This window comes from Actinomadura meyerae (assembly GCF_900188445.1).
GTDB lineage: Bacteria > Actinomycetota > Actinomycetes > Streptosporangiales > Streptosporangiaceae > Spirillospora > Spirillospora meyerae.
In genome coordinates this window covers 14426-36496 of sequence record NZ_FZOR01000012.1, presented here as the reverse complement: position 1 = coordinate 36496, position 22071 = coordinate 14426, and the positions used below count along the sequence as shown (strand labels likewise).

Annotated in this window: 21 protein-coding genes; 13 read left to right on the top strand and 8 right to left on the bottom strand. The window is 71.5% G+C overall.

What is annotated here, in order from left to right; all coding sequences use genetic code 11:
- Nucleotides 1-26: 26 nt before the first annotated feature.
- Nucleotides 27-863, bottom strand: a complete 837-nt coding sequence (locus CHF16_RS14495) for an aggregation-promoting factor C-terminal-like domain-containing protein (protein ID WP_089326542.1) — start codon at nt 861-863, stop codon at nt 27-29.
- Nucleotides 864-1056: 193 nt separating this feature from the next.
- Nucleotides 1057-1614: a MarR family winged helix-turn-helix transcriptional regulator gene (locus CHF16_RS14490; protein WP_245868512.1), complete on the bottom strand. Its 558-nt coding sequence runs from the start codon at nt 1612-1614 to the stop codon at nt 1057-1059.
- 286 nt (nt 1615-1900) lie between these two features.
- Here CHF16_RS14490 and CHF16_RS14485 point away from each other — a divergent pair, with 286 nt between their 5' ends.
- From CHF16_RS14485 to CHF16_RS14445, 9 genes are all read left to right on the top strand, one after another.
- Nucleotides 1901-2704 carry an MlaE family ABC transporter permease gene (locus CHF16_RS14485; RefSeq protein ID WP_089326541.1) on the top strand — a complete coding sequence of 268 codons (804 nt, stop codon included), beginning with the start codon at nt 1901-1903 and terminating at the stop codon, nt 2702-2704.
- Nucleotides 2704-3558 (top strand): ABC transporter permease, encoded by an 855-nt coding sequence (locus CHF16_RS14480; RefSeq protein WP_089326540.1) that lies wholly within the window; start codon nt 2704-2706, stop codon nt 3556-3558. The genes CHF16_RS14485 and CHF16_RS14480 overlap by 1 nt, the downstream gene beginning before the upstream one ends.
- Nucleotides 3555-4631: an MlaD family protein gene (locus CHF16_RS14475; RefSeq protein WP_089326539.1), complete on the top strand. Its 1077-nt coding sequence runs from the start codon at nt 3555-3557 to the stop codon at nt 4629-4631. The genes CHF16_RS14480 and CHF16_RS14475 overlap by 4 nt, the downstream gene beginning before the upstream one ends.
- Nucleotides 4628-5707 (top strand): MlaD family protein, encoded by a 1080-nt coding sequence (locus tag CHF16_RS14470; protein WP_245868510.1) that lies wholly within the window; start codon nt 4628-4630, stop codon nt 5705-5707. Before CHF16_RS14475 ends, CHF16_RS14470 begins: the two co-directional genes overlap by 4 nt.
- Entirely contained in the window at nt 5707-6726 is a 1020-nt protein-coding gene (locus CHF16_RS14465; protein ID WP_089326538.1) for an MCE family protein, read from the top strand. Before CHF16_RS14470 ends, CHF16_RS14465 begins: the two co-directional genes overlap by 1 nt.
- Before the next feature lie 102 nt (nt 6727-6828).
- A complete protein-coding gene (locus tag CHF16_RS14460) occupies nt 6829-7845 on the top strand; it encodes an MCE family protein (RefSeq protein ID WP_245868509.1) in 1017 nt (338 codons plus the stop codon).
- The gene (locus tag CHF16_RS14455; protein ID WP_245868508.1) at nt 7845-8948 is read left to right on the top strand and encodes an MlaD family protein; all 1104 of its coding nucleotides are present in this window, start codon (nt 7845-7847) and stop codon (nt 8946-8948) included. The genes CHF16_RS14460 and CHF16_RS14455 overlap by 1 nt, the downstream gene beginning before the upstream one ends.
- The gene (locus CHF16_RS14450; RefSeq protein ID WP_089326535.1) at nt 8945-10240 is read left to right on the top strand and encodes an MCE family protein; all 1296 of its coding nucleotides are present in this window, start codon (nt 8945-8947) and stop codon (nt 10238-10240) included. The genes CHF16_RS14455 and CHF16_RS14450 overlap by 4 nt, the downstream gene beginning before the upstream one ends.
- Nucleotides 10241-10264: 24 nt before the next feature.
- Entirely contained in the window at nt 10265-11299 is a 1035-nt protein-coding gene (locus tag CHF16_RS14445) for a hypothetical protein (protein ID WP_089326534.1), read from the top strand.
- A gap of 87 nt (nt 11300-11386) precedes the next feature.
- Here the strand turns inward: CHF16_RS14445 and rpsD are convergent, their stop codons facing one another.
- Entirely contained in the window at nt 11387-11992 is a 606-nt protein-coding gene (rpsD, locus tag CHF16_RS14440) for a 30S ribosomal protein S4 (RefSeq protein WP_089326533.1), read from the bottom strand.
- Nucleotides 11993-12059: 67 nt separating this feature from the next.
- Between rpsD and CHF16_RS14435 the strand changes: the two genes are divergently transcribed.
- Nucleotides 12060-12872 carry a DUF2470 domain-containing protein gene (locus CHF16_RS14435; RefSeq protein WP_245868506.1) on the top strand — a complete coding sequence of 271 codons (813 nt, stop codon included), beginning with the start codon at nt 12060-12062 and terminating at the stop codon, nt 12870-12872.
- Between the two features lie 316 nt (nt 12873-13188).
- Nucleotides 13189-14373 (top strand): trans-sulfuration enzyme family protein, encoded by a 1185-nt coding sequence (locus tag CHF16_RS14430; protein WP_089326532.1) that lies wholly within the window; start codon nt 13189-13191, stop codon nt 14371-14373.
- Between the two features lie 27 nt (nt 14374-14400).
- On the opposite strand, the gene CHF16_RS14425 is transcribed toward CHF16_RS14430, so the two are convergent.
- Together CHF16_RS14425 and CHF16_RS14420 are read right to left on the bottom strand one after the other, a co-directional pair.
- The gene (locus CHF16_RS14425; protein WP_245868504.1) at nt 14401-15564 is read right to left on the bottom strand and encodes a DUF5925 domain-containing protein; all 1164 of its coding nucleotides are present in this window, start codon (nt 15562-15564) and stop codon (nt 14401-14403) included.
- Between the two features lie 72 nt (nt 15565-15636).
- Nucleotides 15637-16413, bottom strand: a complete 777-nt coding sequence (locus CHF16_RS14420; RefSeq protein ID WP_089326680.1) for a lysophospholipid acyltransferase family protein — start codon at nt 16411-16413, stop codon at nt 15637-15639.
- 134 nt (nt 16414-16547) lie between these two features.
- On the opposite strand from CHF16_RS14420, the gene CHF16_RS14415 reads away from it, so the two are divergent.
- Nucleotides 16548-17405, top strand: a complete 858-nt coding sequence (locus CHF16_RS14415; protein WP_089326531.1) for a hypothetical protein — start codon at nt 16548-16550, stop codon at nt 17403-17405.
- 181 nt (nt 17406-17586) lie between these two features.
- On the opposite strand, the gene CHF16_RS14410 is transcribed toward CHF16_RS14415, so the two are convergent.
- Nucleotides 17587-18264 (bottom strand): uracil-DNA glycosylase, encoded by a 678-nt coding sequence (locus CHF16_RS14410; RefSeq protein WP_089326530.1) that lies wholly within the window; start codon nt 18262-18264, stop codon nt 17587-17589.
- Between the two features lie 260 nt (nt 18265-18524).
- Here CHF16_RS14410 and CHF16_RS14405 point away from each other — a divergent pair, with 260 nt between their 5' ends.
- Entirely contained in the window at nt 18525-19970 is a 1446-nt protein-coding gene (locus CHF16_RS14405) for a WS/DGAT/MGAT family O-acyltransferase (protein WP_089326529.1), read from the top strand.
- On the opposite strand, the gene CHF16_RS14400 is transcribed toward CHF16_RS14405, so the two are convergent.
- Together CHF16_RS14400 and CHF16_RS14395 are read right to left on the bottom strand one after the other, a co-directional pair.
- Nucleotides 19957-21027: a hypothetical protein gene (locus CHF16_RS14400; RefSeq protein ID WP_089326528.1), complete on the bottom strand. Its 1071-nt coding sequence runs from the start codon at nt 21025-21027 to the stop codon at nt 19957-19959. The genes CHF16_RS14405 and CHF16_RS14400 overlap by 14 nt on opposite strands.
- Nucleotides 21028-21090: 63 nt before the next feature.
- Nucleotides 21091-22038, bottom strand: coding sequence for an NAD(P)/FAD-dependent oxidoreductase (locus tag CHF16_RS14395; protein ID WP_089326527.1), 948 nt, complete (start codon nt 22036-22038; stop codon nt 21091-21093).
- Nucleotides 22039-22071: the final 33 nt, after the last annotated feature.

Below are 22071 nucleotides of genomic sequence, written 5' to 3'. Positions count from 1 at the left end.
CCGGTACCGCCGGCCGGTACCGCCGGTCAGTACCAGTTGTGCGACTGCCAGAACGACCAGGCGCCGCACGGGTCCTTGTAGCGGGCCTTGATGTAGCCGAGCCCCCACGCGATCTGGGTGGGGGAGCTGGTGCGCCAGTCGGCGCCCGCGCTCGCCAGCTTCGAGCCCGGTAGCGCCTGCGGGATGCCGTAGGCGCCGCTGGACGGGTTGACGGCCCGCTCGTTCCAGCCGCTCTCGTGGTTCCACAGCGTCAGCAGGGACGGCCAGCAGCGGCCCCAGCCCTTCATGGCGTTCATCTTCTTGCCGTACGCCTTGTTCTGCGCGGCGCTCGGGTTCATCTTGGCGAGCCGCTCGCGCTCCTGCTGCGCCTTGAGCTTCGCCCGCGCCGCCGCGTCCCGCTTGGCCTTCTCCTTGAGCCGCTTCAGCTCGGCCTGGTGCAGCTTGTACGCGCGCTCCTTGGCGTGGGCGATCGCGTCGGCGGCGACCGCGTCCATGTCGGACGCGGACGTCAGCGCGGCGAGCATGTCGTTGGTCGACAGCCCGGCCGCGGCGGCCTTCGGCGGCTTGGTGTCGTCGCCGGTGAAGGCGTTGAGGTCGACCACCGTGACCGCGGTGCCGAGCGCGGCGATCGCCGCGACGGTGATGGTGACGTTGCTGGTGAGCACCTTCCGCAGGCGCCGCTTCTTCTCCGGCGGGACGGAGGGCGGCATCGCCCCGGACCCGCCGCCCGGCCCGCCGCCGTAGCCGCCGTACGCGTCGTAGTCGTCGTACGCGTCCGGCGCCGGACGCGGTGCGGGGACCCGCCCGGAGCGGGCGCGCCTGCCCTCGGGGGGACGTCTGCGGGTGCCGTGACTCTGGGGCATGGGATGAAGACTGCCTTATCGCCCGGGGTCGTGTGGTCGAACTGAGGGTCGTCGAACTGAGGGTCGTCGGACTGAAGGTACGTCGAATAGAAGGTACGCGGGCCGCATCGTACGCGGTTCACCCGTCCCGCGTCTTCCCCCGCGTCCCTCCGGCACCTCCCCGCGCGGCCGCCCCGGGCGTCGCCGTACCGGCTCAGCTCCGGGCGCCGCCGGGGTTCAGCAGCTCCACGTCGCCGGCCGCGAGCCGGGCCGGCTGGAGCGCCTCGAACACCTCGCGGTGCGTGCCCGCGAACGGCGCGAACGCGCCGCCGGGCGACTCCAGCGCCAGGCTCGCCGCGTTGGCCCGCTCCCGTCCCGCCGCGGTGATCTCCACCAGCGTCGCGCGCCGGTCGCGGGGATGCCGGGTGCGGGTGACGAGGCCCGCCGCCTCAAGCTGCTCGACCGTCAGCGTCACCGTCGTCGGGTGCACCATGAGGATCCGGCCGAGCGTGCTCAGCCGCGCGCTGCCGCGGGTGGTGAGGGCCAGCGTCGTCAGCAGCAGGTAGCCGCTGCGGGTCAGGCCGAGGCCCTTCAGCTCCGCTTCGAGGGCCTTCTTGAAGAGCTGATCGAGCCGTCCCACCGCGCAGATCGCCATGAACGGCCAGGGGCCGCCCTGGAGCCCCTGCTCGGCCCAGCGATCCCGGACGCCCATGACCAGCGGGTCGATGCCGCCGTCCATGTCGTCTTCCATCTCACGCCCCGTCTCGATCATCGTGCGCCCGATCGTAGCTTCGGACAAATCCATATGTAAGTACTCGCTTCTTAGACCTTCTTCCAATAGAGTGCCTCAGATCACAGCGGTGGTACCCGAGTGCTTGCTTGGGTCATGCTGTGATCCCGGTCTCTGCCGAGACCACGGTGGCGCGCGACGACGAAGAGGACGCGGGCGCCGCCTGTGACCCGGCGGGAGCCGGCGTATCGGATGGGCGCCGACGTCCGAGAACGAAGGAGGCTGGTATGTACCTTCACCCCACCCCCCAGGGGGAGGTCGCCGGCTGATGGCCCTGAGCCTCTCGAAGGCCCCGGACCAGGCCCGCAGACGCGTCGGGCGAGCGCTCGACGAGACAGGACTGCTGTGCGTGACCCTGCTCGAAGGGCTGCGCCGCTCCTGGGACCTGCGTCAGTGGTGGGGCGAGTTCATCGAGCAGTGCTGGTTCCTGGCACGCGTGACGAGCGTCCCGGTCATGCTCATCGCGGTGCCGCTCGGCGCGACGATCTCGCTCCAGGTGGGCGACATCGCCCGCCAGCTCGGCGCGCAGTCGGGCACCGGCGCCCTGCTCACCGCCGCGATGATCCAGCAGGTGGCGCCGCTGGCCGCGGCGCTGCTGGTCTCCGGCGTGGGCGGCTCGGCGATCACCGCCGACATGGGCGCCCGCAACATCCGCGACGAACTCGCGGCGATGGAGGTCATGGGCATCAACCCGATCCACCGCCTGGTCACCCCCAGGCTGTGGGCGGCGAGCATGGTGTCCGGGCTGCTGTGCTCGGTGGTGATCCTGGCGGGCGTCATCGGCGGCTACTACTTCAACGTCATCCAGCAGGGCGTCAGCCCGGGCGCGTTCTTCGACGGATCGACCACCCTGCTGCAGTTCTCAGACCTGGTGATCACCCTGTTCAAGGCGTGGGTGTTCGGCTTCATCGCCGCCGCCGTCGCCTGCTACATGGGCATGAACTGCGACTACGGCCCCGTCGGCGTCGGCCGCGCGGTGAACAAGGCCGTCGTCGTCACCTCGATCGTGGTGTTCGCGACGAACTACATCCTCACCATGATCTACCAGGTCCTGTTCCCCCCGAGGTTCTGATGGTCGCCATATCCCCCGTGCGCAAACTGGGCCGCGCCGTCCGCGGCCGGACCGCGGGCCTCGCCGCGTCCGCCGACCTCCCGGTCTTCCTCGGCCGGGTCCTCTACCACCTGTTCGTCGACATCATCATCAAGCGCAAGTACGGCAAGACCCTCGCCAAGCAGGTCAGCGACATCACCGTCGGCGTCGGTGCGCTCGTCATCGGCGGCGGCATGATCTTCGTGATCGCCACGATGTCGCTCGCCACCGGCGCGATGGTCGGCCTCCAGGGCTACCCCGGGCTGGAGCGCATCGGCGCGGAGGCGTTCACCGGGCTCGTCGCCAGCTACTCCAACGTCCGCGAGGTCACCCCGATCATCGCGGGCGTCGCGCTGGTCGCGCAGGTCGGCACCGGGTTCACCGCCGAGATCGGCGCGATGCGGATCTCCGAGGAGATCGACGCGCTGGAGGTCATGGGCATCAACTCGCTGGCCTACCTGGTCTGCACCCGGGTCGCCGCCGGCGTCATCGCCCTCGTGCCGCTGTACCTGGTGTCGCTGTTCATGGCGTTCTTCGCGACCCGCTTCATCACGATCCAGTACTTCGGGCTCTCACCCGGCATCTACGACTACTACTTCCACCTCTACCTGCCGCCTATCGACGTGTTCTACAGCGTCATCAAGGTGGCGGTGTTCGCGTTCATCATCATGTTCATCCACTGCTACCGCGGCTACTACGCGGCGGGCGGGCCGGTCGGCGTCGGCGTCGCCGCGGGCCGCGCGATCAGAGAGTCGACCATCCTGATGATCCTCATGAACCTGGTCCTGTCCTACATCTTCTGGGGCCACGGCAGCACAGTGAAGTTGACCGGATGAGCGAAGAGACCATCTCCCAGCGCTCCCGGGCGGTGTTCGGGCTGGTCGGCGCCGGCGTCATCGCGGCCGCGGCCGCGTTCGTCGCGATCGGCTCCACCCCGGACCACTCGGGCTCCACGTACTACAACGCCACGTTCGGCCGCGCCGGGCAGGGCCTCGACCCGGAGAAGTCCGAGGTGAAGGTCCGCGGGATCTCGGTCGGCGCCGTCGACCGCGTCGCGCTCGACCACCAGGGCCGCGTCAAGGTCCGCTTCCGGGTCGACGAGGGCGTCCGGGTCGCCGACACGGCGGTCGCGACGGTCGAGCCGGTCTCGGTGTTCGGCCCGAAGGACCTCAGCCTCGACCTCGGCGCGCACGAGCTGACCGGCCCCTACCTGAAGGACGGCGGGACGGTCGCGCAGACCAACGACCCGAAGGAGCTGTCCGACACCGCCTGGCTCGCCTCCGACCTCACCAAGGCGATCAACCCCGACGACGTGGCCGCGCTGCTGCACACGTTCGGCTCGGGGCTGTCCGGGCAGGGGCCCGCGCTCCGCCGGACGATCGACAACGGCGCGATCGTCGTCGACGCCACCCACAAGGACCGGGCCGCGATCAACGCGCTGCTGCGCAACATCAACGGGCTGTCGGGCACGCTGGCCTCCCGCGGCGACACCCTCACCGCGTTCACCGGCGACTTCAACAAGCTGTCGCAGACGATCAGCGCGAAGCCCGACAAGGTCTCGCAGCTGCTGGACGAGTCGAGCAAGCTCGGCGACACCCTCGGCCGCAACCTGGAGCAGCACGGCCGCAACCTCGGCAGGCTCGTCGACAACGGCGGCCAGATCGTCGCGGTGTTCGACAACCAGCGCCGCAACATCCCGGTGCTGCTCGACAGCCTGAACGGGTTCTTCAACCTGCTGGCGCAGATCATCCGCATCCCCGGGCCGGAGGGCACCGTCATCGCGCAGGCGCGCGACGACCTCCCCCTCGACATCTGCCAGATCTTCATCGACGCCTGCACGACCAAGCCGCAGAAGACGGCGTTCGAGATGACGCTCCCGGGCCAGAGCAAGACCGGGGGGCGGCCTTGAGCCCGCGGCAGCGCCGCAAGGCGGCGCGCGGACCCGACTACGCCACGATGCTGAAGACGCTCGTCTTCGTCCTCGTGACCGGGCTGCTCACGTTCTACATCGGCCAGCAGATCCTCGGCACCAGCTTCGCCTCCCGCTACAAGCTGACCGCCACGTTCGACGACGTCACCGGGCTGCTGGAGGGCGACGGCGTGAAGGTCGCCGGCACGCCCGTCGGCCAGGTCAAGAGCATCAAGGTGGTGCGCGGCAAGGCCGTCGTCGTGATGGCCGTCGACAAGGACGTCCGGCTGCCGTCCGACTCCACCGCCGCGATCCGCTGGCGCAACGTCATGGGGCAGCGGGTCGTCTACCTGGAGCCGGGGTCGAGCGGCGCCATGCTGGGCGACGGCGACCGCGTCCCGCACACCCGGTCCGTGGTCGACCTCGGCGAGGTCGTCAACGCGCTCGGCCCGCTGACCCGCAACCTGGACCCGAACCAGCTCAACAAGATCCTCTTCTCGTTCTCGCAGGCGCTGGACGGCAACGAGCAGAACATCTCGCTGCTGACCGACAACCTCGACCTGCTGCTGCGGACCTTCGCGGCCCGCAAGAAGACGATCGAGGGGATGATCGACAACTACGAGACGGTGAGCGGCGCGGTCGCCACCCGCGACAAGCAGATCGCGGCGAGCATCGACAACCTGGAGTCGCTCACCAAGGTCTTCGCCAACAACCGCAAGCTGCTCGACGACGCCATCGTCGAGATCGGCGGCGTCACCACCAACCTCAACCAGGTGCTCGGCGGCAACGACGCGCAGCTCGCGCGCATCATCGACAACCTCGGCAAGTTCGCCACCACGTTCCGGCTGAACGTGGACCAGCTCGAGAAGATGGTGCAGCAGCTCCCGCTGACGCTGCGGCAGCTCTTCTCCACCGCGAACGGCGGCCACTTCCTGCGCACCAACGCGCTCTGCCTGAACGTGATGCAGGGGCCGTGCCCGTTCCCGATGGAGCTGCCGAGGGCGCCGGGCACCGGCCAGCCGACCAAGGACGACCTCGCCAAGCTGAGGACCATGCTGCAAGGAGGTGGCGGCTGATGGCGCTGAAGTCGCTGCGCGACGTCAACCAGAAGGCCGTCGCGATCGTCACGCTCACCGCGCTCGGCGCCGGCTGCGTGTTCGCGTTCGCGATCGGCCAGCTCCACCTGTTCGACCGCGGCTACACGATGAGCGGCGAGTTCAGCGACACGGCCGGGCTGAAGAAGGGCCAGGACGTGCGGGTCGCCGGCGTGAAGTCGGGCCGCATCACCTCCGTGGAGCCCGACTTCCGGCACGGCAAGATCATCGTGACGTGGCACGTGAACGCCGGGATCGACCTCGGGCCGAAGACCCGCGCGGAGATCCAGACGACCACGCTGCTCGGCGGCCGCTACCTGCGGCTGTCCGGGCCGGTGTCCAAGCCGTACATGGCGGACGTCCCCGAGTCGAGGCGGCGCATCCCGCTGGACCGCACCAGCGTGCCGTTCACCGTCCCGGACGCGCTGGAGGGCGCGCAGAACATCGTCGGCAAGCTCGACCAGAAGAGCATCGACAAGCTGCTCACCGAGGTCAACAAGATCAGGTCGCCGGGCGCGGCGAAGCTGAACCGGGTCCTCACCAACGTCCAGGACCTGTCCCGGATGCTGAACGACTCCTACCCGCAGATCCAGCGGCTGATCGAGAGCAGCAAGACGATCACCGGCACGCTTGCCAGTAAGGACGAGCAGCTCCGCGAGATCATCAACTCCAGCCAGGTGCTGCTCCAGGCGCTCGTCCGGCGCCGCAACGAGCTGGCCGCGACGATCGGGCAGGGCAACCGGACCGTCCAGACGCTGTCCAACGTGATCTCCAAGAACCAGAAGCAGCTCGACGCGCTCCTGGACAACCTGCACCTGCTGACCACCCGGCTCGCGCCCAACATGGACGCGCTGAACACCGACTTCTCGCTGCTCGGGCCGACGTTCCAGCAGGTCGCCAACCTCAAGGGCAACGGCCCCTGGATCGAGGGCGTCCTCACCGGCCTCGGCCCGCTGCAGCCGCCGGGCCCGATCTCCACCCGGCGCCAGGGAGGGAACTAGATGGGGCGCATCACTGTGGGGGGACGACCCCCCACACCCCCCGGCAAGGGCAGGGTGATCACCGTGGGGGGACGACCCCCCACACCCCCCGGCAAGGGAAGAGTGAAGGGCATCGCCATCGCCCTGGGCCTCACCCTGACGGCGTCCCTGGGCGGGTGCTCGCTCACCCCCTCGGCCGGCGGTGAGCGCACGATGGTCGTCTACGTGCCGAAGGCCCGCTCCTTCTACCCCGAGTCGAAGGTCAAGGTCATGGGCGCCGACGTCGGCCTCGTCGACAAGGTCGAGAACCAGGGCGACAAGGTCAAGGTCACCTTCCACGTGCGGAGCGACGTCCCGCTGCCGAAGGGCGTGCAGGCGTCGATCGTGCCGCTGAACCTCATCGGCGAGCGCAACCTCGTCCTGCACCCCGCGTGGCGGCCGGGGCAGGCGAAGGAGACCGCGAACGTCATCCCGATCGAGCGCACCCACGTGCCGGTCGAGGTCGACGACGCGCTCAGCTCCTTCACCAACCTGGCGAACGCGCTCGACCCCACCAAGATGCAGACCGCGCTCGGCACCGCCGCCGACACGGTGAAGGGCAACGGCAGGGAGTTCAACGCCACCCTCGAACAGAGCGCCCGCCTCATCGAGAACGTCGCCGGGCAGGACAAGGAACTGATCGAGGTCGCCGAGAACCTCGACCGGCTCGCCGGAGTCGTGCGGAACCGCGAGCAGGTCCTCGGCACCATCATCCGGGACTTCGGCACCGCCAGCCAGGTGCTGAGCTCCGAGCGCGGCGAGCTCCAGCAGCTCATCGGCGGCATCCTCGAACTGGCCAAGAACGGCGACCGGCTCGTCCAGAAGTACAAGGGCAACCTGCCCTACGACCTCGCCGTCCTCACCCGGGCCGCGCTCGTCCTCAAGGGCAACGCCAAGCAGATCGGGCAGCTCCTGCACGTCCTGCCCGGCATCGGCGACGCCCTCATCGGCGGCTACAACCCGAAGAACAAGTCGGTGCAGATCCGGTTCGCCACCGACGCGTTCCTGCGGACGTGGCTGAAGGGCCTGATGAACAGCGACGACGTCGGCTGCCCGCTGCCCAAGCCGCACTCCAACTGCCCCTGGGACGGAGGCAACTGATGGGCCGAGTCATGGCGGGGGGACGACCCCCCGCGCCGCCCGGCAAGGGCAGGAAGTTCCTCCTCGTCCTCGTGGCCGCGACCCTCGCGGTCTCCGGCTGCTCCTACAAGACGGCCGGCGCGCCGAAGGGCGACCTCACGCTGACCGCCACGTTCGACGACGCCCAGGGCCTCGTCGCCGGGCACAGCGTGCAGATGTCCGACATCAAGATCGGCACCGTCACCAAGGTCGAGCTGGTCCGCTACAAGGCGCGGGCGACGCTGTCCATCGAGGACGGCATCAAGATCCCCCAGGGCACCCGGGCCGAGATCAAGGTGACCTCGCTGCTCGGCGAGAACTACGTGGAACTGCGGCTGCCGCCCGGCGGCAGCATGACCCGCGGCCCCTACCTCGCCTCCGGCGCCGCGATCACCGACACCCGCGTCCAGCCCGCGTTCGAGCAGGTCATCGGGCAGGCCGGGCCGCTGATCCAGGCGCTGGCCGGCGACGACGTCGCCACCGTCGTCAACGCGGGCGCGACCGCGCTGGACGGCAACGGGCAGAAGCTCAACAAGACGATCGCCCAGGCGAGCGACCTGATGAAGATGTTCGCCGCGCAGCGGATCGAGCTGGGCGAGACCGTCGACCGGTTCGCCAAGCTCGGCCGGTCGCTCGCCAACGGCAGCGACGCCCTCGCCCAGGCGCCCGGCCAGCTCGAGCGCACCACCCGGATGCTGAACGACGACAAAGACAAGATCATTAAAACCGTCGACCGGCTCACCACGATGGCCCGCGAGCTGAACGACAAGGTCCTGGAAGGCCGCATCCGCCGGTTCCGGCAACTGCTGAACGACCTCGACCCCGTCCTGCAGCAGCTCGGCAACAACCGCAAGCGGCTCAGCGCCGTCGTCGACGGCATCGTGGCGTTCTCGTACAAGATCCCGCTGGCCAGCTACGACGGCCAGCTGCTGCTCTACCCGATCCTGCGCGTCACCTGGCCGGACGGGCGGCCGATCTTCCCCGGCCTCAGCGAGCCGCAGAAGAAGCAGTCCGCACCGAAGATCCCGCCGAAGCTCGGGGACGCGCTGCCGGACCTGGAGAGGCTCCTGGAGGGACGCGGATGACCCGCCGGCTGACGATCAACCTGGTGGCCTTCGGCGTCCTCGCCGCGGTCATGGTGGTGTGGGCGTTCAACAACGTCGTCCGGTTCGACTTCATCGACCGGCCGTACCACATCACGGTGGAGTTCCAGTCCTCACCGGGCCTGCACCCGAACTTCGAGGTCGACTACCTCGGACTGCGGATCGGCAAGATCGACTCGGTGGCGCTGGAGAAGGACAAGGTCGTCGTCCGGCTGGACATCGACCGCGGCGTGAAGATCCCGCAGGGCGTGACCGCCGCCGCGGCCCGCAAGTCCGCGGTCGGCGAGCCGGTCGTCGAGCTGACCCCCGGCCCCGGCCGGGCGGGCGCGCCGCCGATGAAGCCCGGCACCGTCATCCCGGTGTCGCAGACGACCGTGCCGCCCAAGTACGGCGACCTGTTCGGCGCGGTCATCGACTCGCTGAAGGCGATCAACCCCGCCGACGCCAAGGTCCTCACCAGCGAGCTCGCCGCCGGCTGGTCCGGCCGCGCGGAGTCGCTCCGCCAGATCATCAACGGCGGGGACGACCTGACCAAGACGTTCGCGGAGAACACCGAACTGCTCGACGGCCTCACCAAGGACCTCGGCCGGATCACCGACGTGCTGAACCGCAACCGCGGCTTGCTCGGCTCCGGCGTCGACAACCTCGCCGCGCTGACCGCCGCGCTCAGCCAGGTCCGCGGGCGGATCGCCGAGCTGCGCGACCGCGGCCCCGGCCTGCTGTCCACCGTGAACGGGCTGCTCGACAAGACCGAGGGCGACTTCGGCTGCACCGTCGACATGCTCGGCAACTGGGGCGTCGGGAAGTACAACCCCGGCTACCTCACCGACCTGAACAGGACGCTCTCGTCGGCGCCCGCGCTGAAGAACGTCCTCGACAACGTGATCGGGATGGACCAGGGCAAGCCCGTCCTGAACGTCGTTTTCCAGGTCACGCTGAACGCGCCCGCGACGCTGGAGTACAAGTACCCGCTCCCGCAGCCGCCGGTGGCCAAGGTGCCGAGCTGCCCCGGCGGACGGGAGCCGGGCGTCACCAAGCAGAAGCCCTACCGGGCCAAGAACCCGGGCGACACGATCCCGACCCACGATCCCGCCCTCGACCAGCAGAACGTCCAGGCCAGGAAGGCCGCGAACAACGAGGACTCTTCCGGCGGACCGCCGCTGTGGCTAATCTACGTTCCCCCGGTCATCGCCCTGCTGGTACTGATCAGGGTCATGATGGGCTCGGTGCCCGTGGTGTCCCGCTTGGGCCGGTTGCGCCGGCGCAAGGACTGACCCAACTTCCGAGGAGTTCCCCAAGTGACAGCCAAGACCGGCAAGGACCGGGCCGACGAGGTCGACGAGGTCGAGGCGGTCCCGGCCGAGGAGCGGGCGGAGGCCGGCGAGGCCGCCGAGCCCGCGGCCGCTCCGGCGCGTCCCGCCGCCAAGCGCAAGCGCCGCGTGCGGGTCATCGAGGTCATCGACGACGAGGACCTGGACGAGGTGCTGGAGGCCCTCGACGCCGAGGACGCGCAGGCGGAGGAGGCCGGGGAGGAGGCCCCGGCCCGTCCGGCTCGTCCGGCCCGTCCGGCTCGTCCGGCCAAGGCCAAGGCCAAGGCCGAGGTCGAGGCCGAGCCCGAGGCCGTGTCGGTGGAGAAGCCCGCCGCGAAGGCCGCGCCGAAGCCGAAGCCGAAGCCGCGTCCGGCCCAGCCGGCGGAGGACGCGGAGGACGCGGCGGCCGGGGCGGCGCCGCGGCCGGGGCTGTTCGGGCTGCCGCTCCTGCCGACCGTGGTGTTCGTGGTCCTCGTCGCGCTGCTGGCGAGCGTGGCGATCTGGAAGTGGACGAGCGCGAGCTCGCTGTCGTCCGAGCAGGACGAGCGGGACGCCATCGGCGACGTCGCGTCCGCCTACGGGAACGTCGCCTACAACTACAACCCAACGAACTACCAGACGCAGACCGACAAGGCGCTCAAGCTGCTGGCCGGCGACATGCTGGACGACTACAAGAAGAACACGGTCCCGACCGTGGCCAGCGCGTTCCAGGCCGACCCGCAGGTGGCGCTGACGTCCAAGACGAACCAGGTCTTCGTCGGCAGCGTCAACGGCAAGTTCGCCACCGCCGTGCTCATGATGGACATGGCGCTGAAGACCAAGGACGGCACGATCAACCAGCCCGCGACCCTGCTGCGGCTCTCCCTCAGCAAGATCGACGGCAAGTGGAAGATCACCCAGCAGTACCCGTCCGGCATCAACGACCAGAACCGGAACCAGCAGCAGGGGCAGATCCCCGGCGTGCCCAACGGCGGGGCGACGCAGTCGCCGAAGCCGGGCAAGACCGAGAAGCCGAAGAACTGACGCCGGCCGCAGGCGCCCCGCACGGAAGCGTGCGGGGCGCTTTCATGTCGTCCGTCCCGTGGTCGGTCGGCGGCCCGCGCCGGCCGCTCAGCGCGAGTAGTGCTCGACGACGAGCTGCTCGTCGCAGATGACGGGGATCTCGGCGCGCTCGGGGCGGCGGACGAGCCGCGCGGCGAGCGCGTCGTGCCGGACGTCCAGGTAGGGCGGGACGGTCTCGGCGTGGCCGCCCGCGGCGGCGATCTGGAACGCGTCCATGCTCCGGCTGCGCTCGGCGATCGTGATGACGTCGCCGGGCCGGAGCCGGTAGGACGGGCGGTCGACGCGGCGGCCGTTCACCAGCACGTGCCGGTGCACGACGAACTGCCGCGCCTGGTAGATGGTGCGGGCGAACCCGGAACGCAGGACGAGCGCGTCGAGGCGGCATTCGAGGTCGGCGAGGAGGGCCTCACCGGTCTTGGTGCCCGCCGAGGCGGCCTTGTCGAAGGCGTTGCGGAGCTGGGCCTCGCGGATGTTGTACTGCGCCCGGAGCCGCTGCTTCTCGCGGAGCCGCACCTTGTAGTCGGTCTCCTGCTTGCGCGCGCGGCCGTGGACGCCGGGCGGGTAGGGGCGGGCCTCGAAGTACTTCACGCTCTTCGGCGTCAGCGGGATCCCGAGGGCCCGCGAGAGCCGCACCTTCGGTCGGGGGTTGTTCATCACGCTCCTTAGTGGTTAGGTACACCTAAGTTAGGTAAGCCTAACCTGAGACGTCAAGGAGGTTGCGGTGCTGCGAGCGGAGACCACTGCCGACGGGCCGGCCGACGGGCCGGCACCCGCGGAACGGGCCCGGACCCTCGCCTACGGCATCGCGGGCGGCGTCCTCGCGATGCCGCAGGTCCCGGACACGCCCGTCCCCGCGCACGCCACCGACCGCGGCGGGCGGCCGCTGCTGCTCGTCCCCGCCGGCTCGCCGGTCGTCGCCGCGCTCGCCGCCGACCCCGACGACGTGCCCGCCACCCTGCGGATCAGCGATGTCGCGCCGGTCGCGTTCGCCGACCGGGTGCGCGGCCGGGCCTGGCTGCACGGCTGGCTGAGCGAGCTCCCGGCCGCCGAGCGGCGCGCCGCCGCGCTGCGGCTCTCGCACGTCCACCCGCGTCCCGAACTGCTCGACCTCGGCGGCGATGGCCGGGAGTGGACGGTCCTCGCGCTCGACGTCGCGCAGGTCGAGATCGAGGACGCGTGGGGGAGCGCCGTCCTGGAGCCCGAGGAGTACGCCGCCGCCGCGCCGGACCCGCTCGTCGCGATCGAGGCCGGCGTCCTCACCCATCTGGACTCCGCGCACCGGGACGAGCTGGCCGGGCTGCTGCCGGACTCCGTCCCGTCCGGGCAGGTCCGGCCGCTGGCGCTGGACCGGTACGGCATGTGGGTGCGCTGCTCCCCGCGACCGCCGCACACGCCTCCGCACACGCGTCCGCACCTGCCGCCGCACGTACTGCCGTCGTTCGACGTGCGGCTCGCGTTCGCCGAGCCTGTCAGTGATATCCACGGCCTCCGCCGCGTCTACCGGCGGCTCTTCGCCCGCGCGGCCCGGGGCTGACCCGCATTACGTAGGTGCCGGACGCCGCGAAGTGGCGGTGATCTCCCGGATGGCGCCGGGGTCCCTCGCCGGGTGATGCTCGGGACTCCGGCCGGGAGACGCCCCAAAAGGCACCTTTGTCCGGGACGATCCCGATCGCCGGCCGGCCCTCGCGGGGTGGGCGGGCCCGGCGGCGGGAACCGTACCGGCAGGGGCGCCGGGGCGTCCCCGGCCGGGCCGGTGGTCCGGCACCGCGGAGCACGCCGGGGGGCGTGGTCCGGGCCACTGGTCGCAATTGGCCGTTCCGGCAGGCCGGATCCCGCCGCAGGCTGGAAGCATGACCGGACACGACCCGCAGACCCGCGCCGTCCACCCGACCGTGATCACGCCGGAGGGCAGCCGCCCCCTCGCCGTCCCGATCTACCAGGGCCACCTGTTCTCCTTCGACTCCGCCGGCGACCTGGCCGCCGCCTTCGCCGGGCCGGACGAGGCGTTCTTCTACGCCCGCATGGGCAACCCCACCGTCCGCTCCCTCGAACGCGCCGTCGCCGAACTCGAAGGCGGCTCCGGGGCGCTCGCCACCGCGTCCGGCATGGGCGCCGTCAACGCGGTCCTGATGGGCCTGCTGCGCAGCGGCGACCACGTCATCGCCCAGACCGCCCTCTACGGCGGCACCTACGCGCTCCTGCACGACCTCGCCGAACGCTGGGGCGTGGACGTCACCTTCATCCCCGGCGACGACCCCGCCGAAGTGCGCGACGCCCTGCGCCCCGAGACCCGGCTCCTCTACCTGGAGACGGTCGCCAACCCCACCACCCACGTCACGGACGTGCCCGCCTTCGCCGCCGCCGTCGACGGCACCGACGTGCTGACCGTCGTCGACAACACCTTCGCACCGCTGCTGTGCAAGCCCATCGCGCACGGCGCCGACATCGTCATCCACTCGGCGACCAAGTACCTGGGCGGGCACGGCGACATCATCGGGGGCGTCGCCGTGTTCGCCGAGCCGTCCGTCCACCAGCGGGTCTGGAACCACGCCATCGAGATCGGCTCCACCGCCGACGCGCACTCGGCCTGGCTGACCATCCGCGGCATCGCCACCATGCCGATGCGCGTCGCGCGGCAGAGCGCGTCCGCGCTCGACCTCGCGGGCCGCCTGGCCGCGCACCCGGCCGTCACCCGCGTCCACTACCCGGGGCTGCCGGACCACCCGCAGCACGAGGTGGCCCGGCGCCTGCTCCCGGACGGCGCCGGCGGCGTCCTGTCCTTCGAACTCGCCGGCGGGCGCGACGCGGGCCGCGTGTTCTCCGAGGCCGTCGAGCTGATCTCGCTCGGCCCGTCCCTCGGCAACATCGCGACGCTGGTGATGCACCCGGCGAGCACGTCCCACCGCCAGATGGACGCCCCGTCCCTGGCGGCCGCCGGCATCGCCGAGGGACTGGTGCGCCTCGCCGTCGGCCTGGAGCACCCCGACGACCTGTGGGCCGACATCACCCAGGCCCTGGAGAAGGCCGGAAGCTGAGGGGCGGGGCCGGCGCTTCGAGGGCGGCTAGAGGTAGAAGCCGGTGGCGGTGCCCGGGGCCTGCTGGTTCTCCGGGCGCTTCTCGCCCTTGCGGAGCGCGGCCAGCTCGGCGAGCGTCGCGCCTTCCGCGCCGATCTCGGCGGGGTCGGCCTCCGAGCCGTCCAGCCAGGTGAGGGCCTCGCTCCGGGTGAGGCGGCCCACCTCGATCTGGGCGAGGCAGCGGCCCGGCCGGACGACGGCCGGGTGCAGCATGGCGAGGTCCTCGTTGGTGGTGATCGCGACGAGGACGTCCCGGCCCTGGCCGAGCATGCCGTCGGTGAGGTTGAGCAGGCGCGACAGGCCCTGGCCCGTCGACTGCTTGGCCTCGCCGCGGATCAGCTCGTCGCAGTCCTCCAGGATGAGCAGCCGCCAGCGGCGGTTGTCGTCCTCGTCGTCGCCGACCGCGACCTCCATCAGGTAGCTCGGCGTGCCGAACAGGGCCTCCGGGTCGAGGACGCAGTCGGCCTGGCACCAGTCGGTCCAGGCGCGGGCGAGCGCCCGCAGCGCCGTCGTCTTGCCGGTGCCGGGCGGGCCGTGCAGGAGCAGCAGGCGGCCCGCGACCTCGTCGCGGGTGAGCTTCATCACCTCGTCGAGCGCCTCGGCGACGGGCGCGGTGTAGTTGCCGCGGATGTCGGCCCACGCGTCGGCGGTGATCGTGCGCTCGCTGCGGACCGGGCCGTGCGGCCCCATGTGCCAGAAGCCCATCTCGACGCTGGTCTCGTCGGCCTTCGGCGGCTCGGTCGCGTCCTTCACCGACGCGTCGAGGATCTCCTCGGCCAGCTCGTCGGTGACCGCGGAGACCGCCACGTACGCGACGCCGGTCTTCCAGCGGTTCGTCAGCAGCGTCCAGCCGTCGCCCTCGGCGAGGACCGACTCCTTGCCCTTCTCGGTGGCGACCCGGACGAGCCGGGCGCCGTCCGGGCGCAGCGGAGCGTCCGCCTTGACGTGCTCCAGCCGCGTCGACCGCGACCACGGCTGCTCGCCGGACGCGAACGGGCGCAGCGACAGCACGTCCATCACATCGGCCGGGGAGTTGTTGTCGGAGAGGTTGAAGACGACGGGCAGCGCGGAGTCCGCCCCGAGGTCGGTGGTGTTCTCCAGGGGTTCGATCAGGTGCAGGACCTCCTGCGGCCTCTCCTGCGACATGGTCATGCAGAGATGATCAGGCCGCGCGGCATGCCGCGTCCAACGAATTAGGGCCGGGGGTGAAGGGGGGCCGGGGGGTCAGGAGCCGCCGGACTCCTCGGCGTCGCGGGCGGCCTTGCGCGCCTCGGCCTCCTCGAGGTCGAGCTTCTCGGCCTCCTCGGGGGTCGGCGCCGTGCCGCCGAGGTAGGCGGGCTGCCACCAGGTCTCGTCCGAGCGCGGGACGTCGGGGTACTCGCGCTGCGCCTTCTCCAGCAGCTCCGACATGCGGCGGTGCAGCTCCTCGGTGACCGCGTCGTAGTCGTCGCCGCGCTTGGGGTACATCGGCTCGCCGACGAGGATCGTCACCGGGATGTTGCGCTGGAACAGGCGGCGCTTGCGGCCCTTCGTCCACATGCGCTGCGGGCCCCACAGCGCGACGGGGATGAGCGGGACCTTCGCCGCGACCGCCATCCGCACGGCGCCGCTCTTGATCTCCTTCACGGTGAACGACCGGCTGATGGTCGCCTCCGCGAAGACGCCGACGATCTCGCCGCTCTTCAGGGCCTTGAGCGCGGCGGCGTACGACGACGCCCCCGCGTTCCGGTCGACCGGGATGTGGTGCATGCCGCGCATCAGCGGCCCGGCGACGCGGTTGTCGAAGATCTCCTTCTTCGCCATGAACCGCACGAGGCGCCTGGCGGGGTGGGCGGCGAGGCCGGCGAAGATGAAGTCGAGGTAGCTCACGTGGTTGCTGACGAGCACGGCGCCGCCGGTGCCGGGGATCCGGTCGGTCCCCTCCAGACGGAACTTGATGTTCAGGGCTTTGAACACACCGACAGCCGTCTTGATCACCGGTGGGTAGACGAGTTCGCGCATGTAGGCACCGTACTTGAGCATCTCATGATCAGCGAGTGTGCGGCGGTCATCGCGATGGATCACACAACGGGCCCGAACTCTGAGAAGGTTGGGGGAGACGTGTTCCGCCGACGGCTGAGGGAGGATGAGCTTTCATGGAACCGTTGGACGCGGCGGCGGACGTGCACGCGCTCATCCGCGACGTGCTGCCCGCCCTGGCGCCCAGCGCCTGGTTCGACCCCGGCACGTCCGAGGTGGTGCTGCCCGTAGGCCGCTCCGAGGCGCGGGCCTCCAGCTGGACGGTCCTGGAGCGGTGCGCCCGCGCGCCGCGCTCGGCATGGCCCCGCGTGGTGGACGAGTGGGTCCGCGAGGTCGGCGACCGCGCGTTCCTCGCGGTCGGCGAGATGGAGCTGTTCGGCGACGTCCGCGAGCTGCTGCGGCTGCGCATCGTGCCGAAGCTCGCGCCGAGCGACCGGGAGGGCCTCGTCGTCGTCCCCGCCGGCGACCACTTCGACGCCGTCGTGATGATCGAGCACCCGCGCTACGGCGGCCCGCTCACCAAGGCCCGCGCCGGGCTGCTCGGCCTGCACAAGCTCGGCTACGTGATGACGAACACCCATGACCGGGAGCTGGCGGACGTCTCCGTGCACGACCAGCCGCTCCTGCCGGGACGCGACGTCCGCGTGGTCACCAAGCCCGGCAGCCGCTACGTGTCGGCGCTGCTCAGCGAGGTCGACCAGTTCCTGCCGTGGCCGAACGAGCACGGCGCCCTGGTGGGCGTCCCGTGCCACAGCACGCTGCTGCTGTACCCGATCACGTCCACGGCCGTCCGCGAGGTGCTCCCGGTGTTCGCGGACGTCGTCCGCGAGATGCACCAGGGGGCCGACGACCCGTGCGCGCCCGGCGTCTACTGGAGCCACGGCGAACGCCGCCTGACGCCCCTCGCCGCCGACGCTCCCACGGAGGGCACCGGCGAGTTCGCCACCCTCCTCCGCCACCTCCCCGACGAGTAGCCCTGCCGCCACCTGCGGGCAGGCACGCGGAGCGAGCGCTGGCGAGCGCAGCGGGCATGCCCGCCGAGCCGGGCGACCGCAGCGACACGGTCGCCGACCCGCACGGTCACGGCAGGCCGCACCGTGGCGTGAGGATCGACCGGCTCGTGACGGGGGTTCCAGGGGGTCGCCCCCCTGGGAGTTAGGGCAGTTTCCAGTCGATCGGGGGCGCTCCTTGTTGTTCCAGGAGCTGGTTCGCCCTTGAGAACGGGCGGGAGCCGAAGAAGCCGCGGTCGGCCGAGTAGGGGCTCGGGTGCGGTGACTCGATGCAGGGGACGTTGCCGAGCATCGGCTTGAGGTTGCGGGCGTCGCGGCCCCACAGGATGGCGACGAGGGGCCGGTCGCGGGCGGCGAGGGCGCGGATGGCCTGCTCGGTGACCTGCTCCCAGCCCTTGTCGCGGTGCGAGCCGGGCTTGCGGGGCATGACGGTCAGCGCCCTGTTGAGCAGGCAGACGCCGCGCTCGGCCCACGGGCTGAGGTCGCCGGTGGACGGCTCCGGGTGGCCGAGGTCGTCGCAGTACTCGCGGAAGATGTTGACCAGGCTGGCGGGCAGCGGCCGGACGTCCGGTGCGACCGAGAAGCTCAGCCCGACCGGGTGGCCGGGCGTCGGGTAGGGGTCCTGCCCGACGATGAGGACGCGGACGTCGTCGAACGGCTGGGTGAAGGCGCGCAGGATGAGGTCGCCCGCGGGGAGGTACCGGCGGCCCGCGGCGACCTCGGCGCGCAGCCAGTCGCCGGCCGCGGCGATCGTCCCGGCGACCGGTTGCAGCGCGGTCGCCCACCCCGCTTCGACGATCTCCGAGAGTGGTCGTGCCGTCATGGCGGTCCAGCCTAGTGCGCTGATCATCGGGACGTTGCCCGATCACCTGGTCAGCGAAGTTTGTGAAGTTTTCTGACCGATTGAGGTCGGGGGCGGTGAAAATCTTGTCCAGCCCACCCCAAAAATGTCCGATGAACTGGGTGAAACGCCCCGTTAAATCCCCGTTGCTTCCTTCCGACCCACGTTGACCTGGCGTCTGGGAGCGCATAACTCTCAGAGAGGCAGGGCAGGCGCACGACGACCGGACGGGACCCCGAGCAATGAGCCAGTTGACCACCGTGGACGCCACCTTCCTCCACGCCGAGAACGACACCACGCACGCGCACATCGCCGGGCTGGGCATCGTCGACCCCGCGGCGTGCCCCGGCGGCCGGCTCGGCGTCCCGCTCGTCGCGGAGCTGATCCGGAACCGCGCGCACCTCGCGGCCCGGCCGCTGCGGCAGCGGCTCGTCCAGGTCCCGTTCGGCCTCGACCACCCGTACTGGGAGGACGATCCCGACTTCGACCCCGAGCGGCACATCACCGAGATCGGTCTCCCGGCGCCCGGCACCGCCCGGCAGCTCGCCGACATCGTCGGGATGCTCCACGAGCAGCCCCTCGACCGCACCCGCCCGCTGTGGGAGATGGTGCTGATCCAGGGGCTCCAGGGCGGGCTCACCGCCGTCTACGTGAAGGTCCACCACGCCGCGATCGACGGCGTGATGGCCGCCGAGACGCTCGCCGCACTGCTCGACCTGTCGCCGGAGCCGCGCGACGTCCCCGCCGACGAGGCCGCGCCAACCCGCGCCCCCGGCATGCTCGACATGGTCGGGACCGGGCTGCTGAAGACCGCGCTGCACCCCGTCCGGGCTGCGGTGTCGATGGCGCGGACCGCGCCCCACATCGACGACGTCCCGGGCCTGTCGTCCGTCCCGGGGGTGGGGCTGGTGGCGTCCGCGCTCCAGGGCGCGCTGCGCCGCCCCGAGATGCCGGACGCCCCGCGGATGAGCGCGCCGCCGACCCCGTTCAACCGGCCGATCGGGCGCCGCCGCTCCGTCGCCTGCGGCATCCTCCCGCTGGACGAGATCAAGGAGGTCCGGCGCGGGCTCGGCGGCAGCGTCAACGACGTGGTGATGGCGCTGTGCGCGACCGCGCTGCGGCAGTGGCTCGACAAGCACGGCGACCTGCCGGACCGCCCGCTCGTCGCCGCCGTCCCGGTGTCGCTGCGCCGCCGCGGGGCGGTCGCCGAACCGGGCAACCAGGTGTCGCTGATGACGGCGCCGCTCGCCACCCACATCCCGGACCCGGCGGAGCGGTACACCGCCGTCCGGCAGGACATGGACGTCGCCAAGCGGCGGTTCACCCGCACGTCCGGCGGCTGGGTGCAGGAGATGAGCGGGCTGGTGCCCGCGCCGCTCGCCGGCGCCGCGACCCGGCTCGCGCTCCAGGCCGCGCCCGCGCTGTCGCTGCGCCCGGTCAACCTGATGATCTCCAACGTGCCGGGCCCGCAGTTCCCGCTGTACCTGTGCGGGGCGAAGGTGCTCGGCTACTACCCGATCTCCGTCGTCACCGATGTCAGCGGCGGCCTGAACATCACCGTCTTCTCCTACGACGGCAAGGTCAACGTGGGCATTGTCGCCTGCCGCGACCTCGTCCCGGACCCGTCCGAGATCGTGGACCACCTGGTGGACGCGCTGGACGAGCTGAAGGCCCTCAGCCGCGAGTGAGGCCGAGCGCCTCCCGGTGCCGCCAGGCGAGCGCCACCGCGGCGGCACCGGCGGGCTGCATCGGGCGCGGGACGGTCCCGTCGAACGGCGCGAGCGACACCGTGCCCTCCGCGTTGACGTTGACCAGCCCGCCGAAGAGGTCGTCGAAGAGATCGGTGTCGATGACGACGACCGTGAGCAGGTCGAGCGCGAACGTCAGCGGGTCGACGCCGAGGCCGAGGAAGTACGGCCGCAGCCGCCCCGCGTCGCGGGCGCCGGTCATCGCCCGGTGGAAGGGCCACTCGTCCTGGACGAAGCCGTCGCCGTAGTCCTCGGCCGTCCAGAGGAGTTCTTCGGCGTACTCGCGGACCATGCACGCCCACAGATCGGGCGGCTCGTCGCGGAGCGGCTGGAAGACCCCGACCGGCATCACCTGGTGCAGCCCGCCCGCGTGCGCCACCTTCGCCGGATCCCGCCAGTGCAGGACGTACGAGCCGGACGTCGTCACGGTCAGGGTGGTGATCGCGCAGAGGGCGGGGCGGCGGGCGAGGTCGCGGGGGTCGCCGACGCGGGCCCGGAGCGGGAGGCCGCCCGTCCCGGCGACCGGCTCGTGCGCGACCGGCTCGTGCGCGACTGGCTCGTGCGCGACTGGCTCGCGTGCGGCCAGTTCGTGCGCGACTAGCTCGTGCGCGACGGATTCGCCCACGTCGACGCCGTCGAAGTAGCGGGCGGGGCCGAAGCGCAGCACCGGGAGGCGGACGTCGAGCAGCCGGTAGGACGGGCGGTCCTCGAAGACCCTCGGCGGGGCGAGGGCCGCCATGGCCTCGGAGTACGTCCGGTAGCCGTCGGGCAGCCCGTCCGGCGGGGCGGCGACGGCCGGCGGGGCGGGCCGCTCCTCCCACTCCAGCCGGACGTCGCCCAGCGGGACCGGAGAGCCGGGGATCCAGCCGTCCGAGCAGAGCAGCGGCGTCCCGGCGACGCGCGGCAGGTCCGGGTAGAGGCCGCTCGCGACCTCCCCGAACCGGGCGCGGCCGCCGTTCAGCGCGGCCCGCTGCTCGCGCCAGACTCGCTCGTCCATCCCGCTCACCCTAAGCCGCCCCCGCCGTCCGGAGGCTCGGGCGGCTCGGGCGGTTCGGGCGGCTCAGGCGGCGAGCTTGTGCTCCACCTCGGCCTCGATGAGGTCGGCGTTGATCATCGCGGCGGCCATCGAGCCCGCGGACGCCGCGATGATGACCTGCCCCGCCGGGGCCACGACGTTGCCCGCCGCCCACACGCCGGGGACGCTGGTCCGGCCGGTGGCGTCCACCTTCACGAAGCCGTCGTCGCCGGTCTCGCAGCCGAGGTCGGCCAGCGGGCCGTCCTTGGCGACCCACGTCGGCGCGAGGAACACCGCGTCGGCGCCGAGCACGGAGCCGTCCGCCAGCTCGAACCCGGTCACCCGGTCGTTCTCGACGACGAGCCGCCGCGGCTCGCCCCGCACGACGCGGACGCCGCGCGCGGCGAGCCGGGCCGCGTCGTCGCCCGCCGGGGCCTCGGCCGCGAGGAACGTCACGTCCGGCGACCACTGCCGCAGCAGCGACGCCTGGTGGACGGAGTTCGGGGACGTCGCCAGCACCACGATGCGCCGGTCGCGGACCTCCCAGCCGTGGCAGTACGGGCACATCTGCACCTCGCGGCCCCACCGCTCCTGGAGGCCGGGGACGTCCGGCAGGACGTCGGCGACGCCGGTGGTGACCAGCAGGCGGCGTCCCCGCAGGCGCGTCCCGTCCGCCAGGGTGAGGACGAACCCGTCGGCCGCGTTCCCCTCGGCGTGGACGACCTTCCCCGGCATGATCTCGCCGCCGTAGCCGCGCACCTCGGTGCGGCCGATCTCCAGCAGTTGCGCGGGCGGCATGCCGTCGCGGGTGAAGAACCCCTGCATGTGCTGCGCCTGCGCGTTGCGCGGCTCGCCCGCGTCGACCACGGTGACGCCGCGGCGCGCGCGGGACAGCACGAGCGCGGCGCTCAGCCCCGCCGGACCGCCCCCGACGACGAGTACTTCCCGCTCTTCTCGCTCTTCCCGCTCTTCTCGTTCTCTGTTCTCAGCCATGCCGCGAGCATGCGCGGCAGACCCCCGGATTGA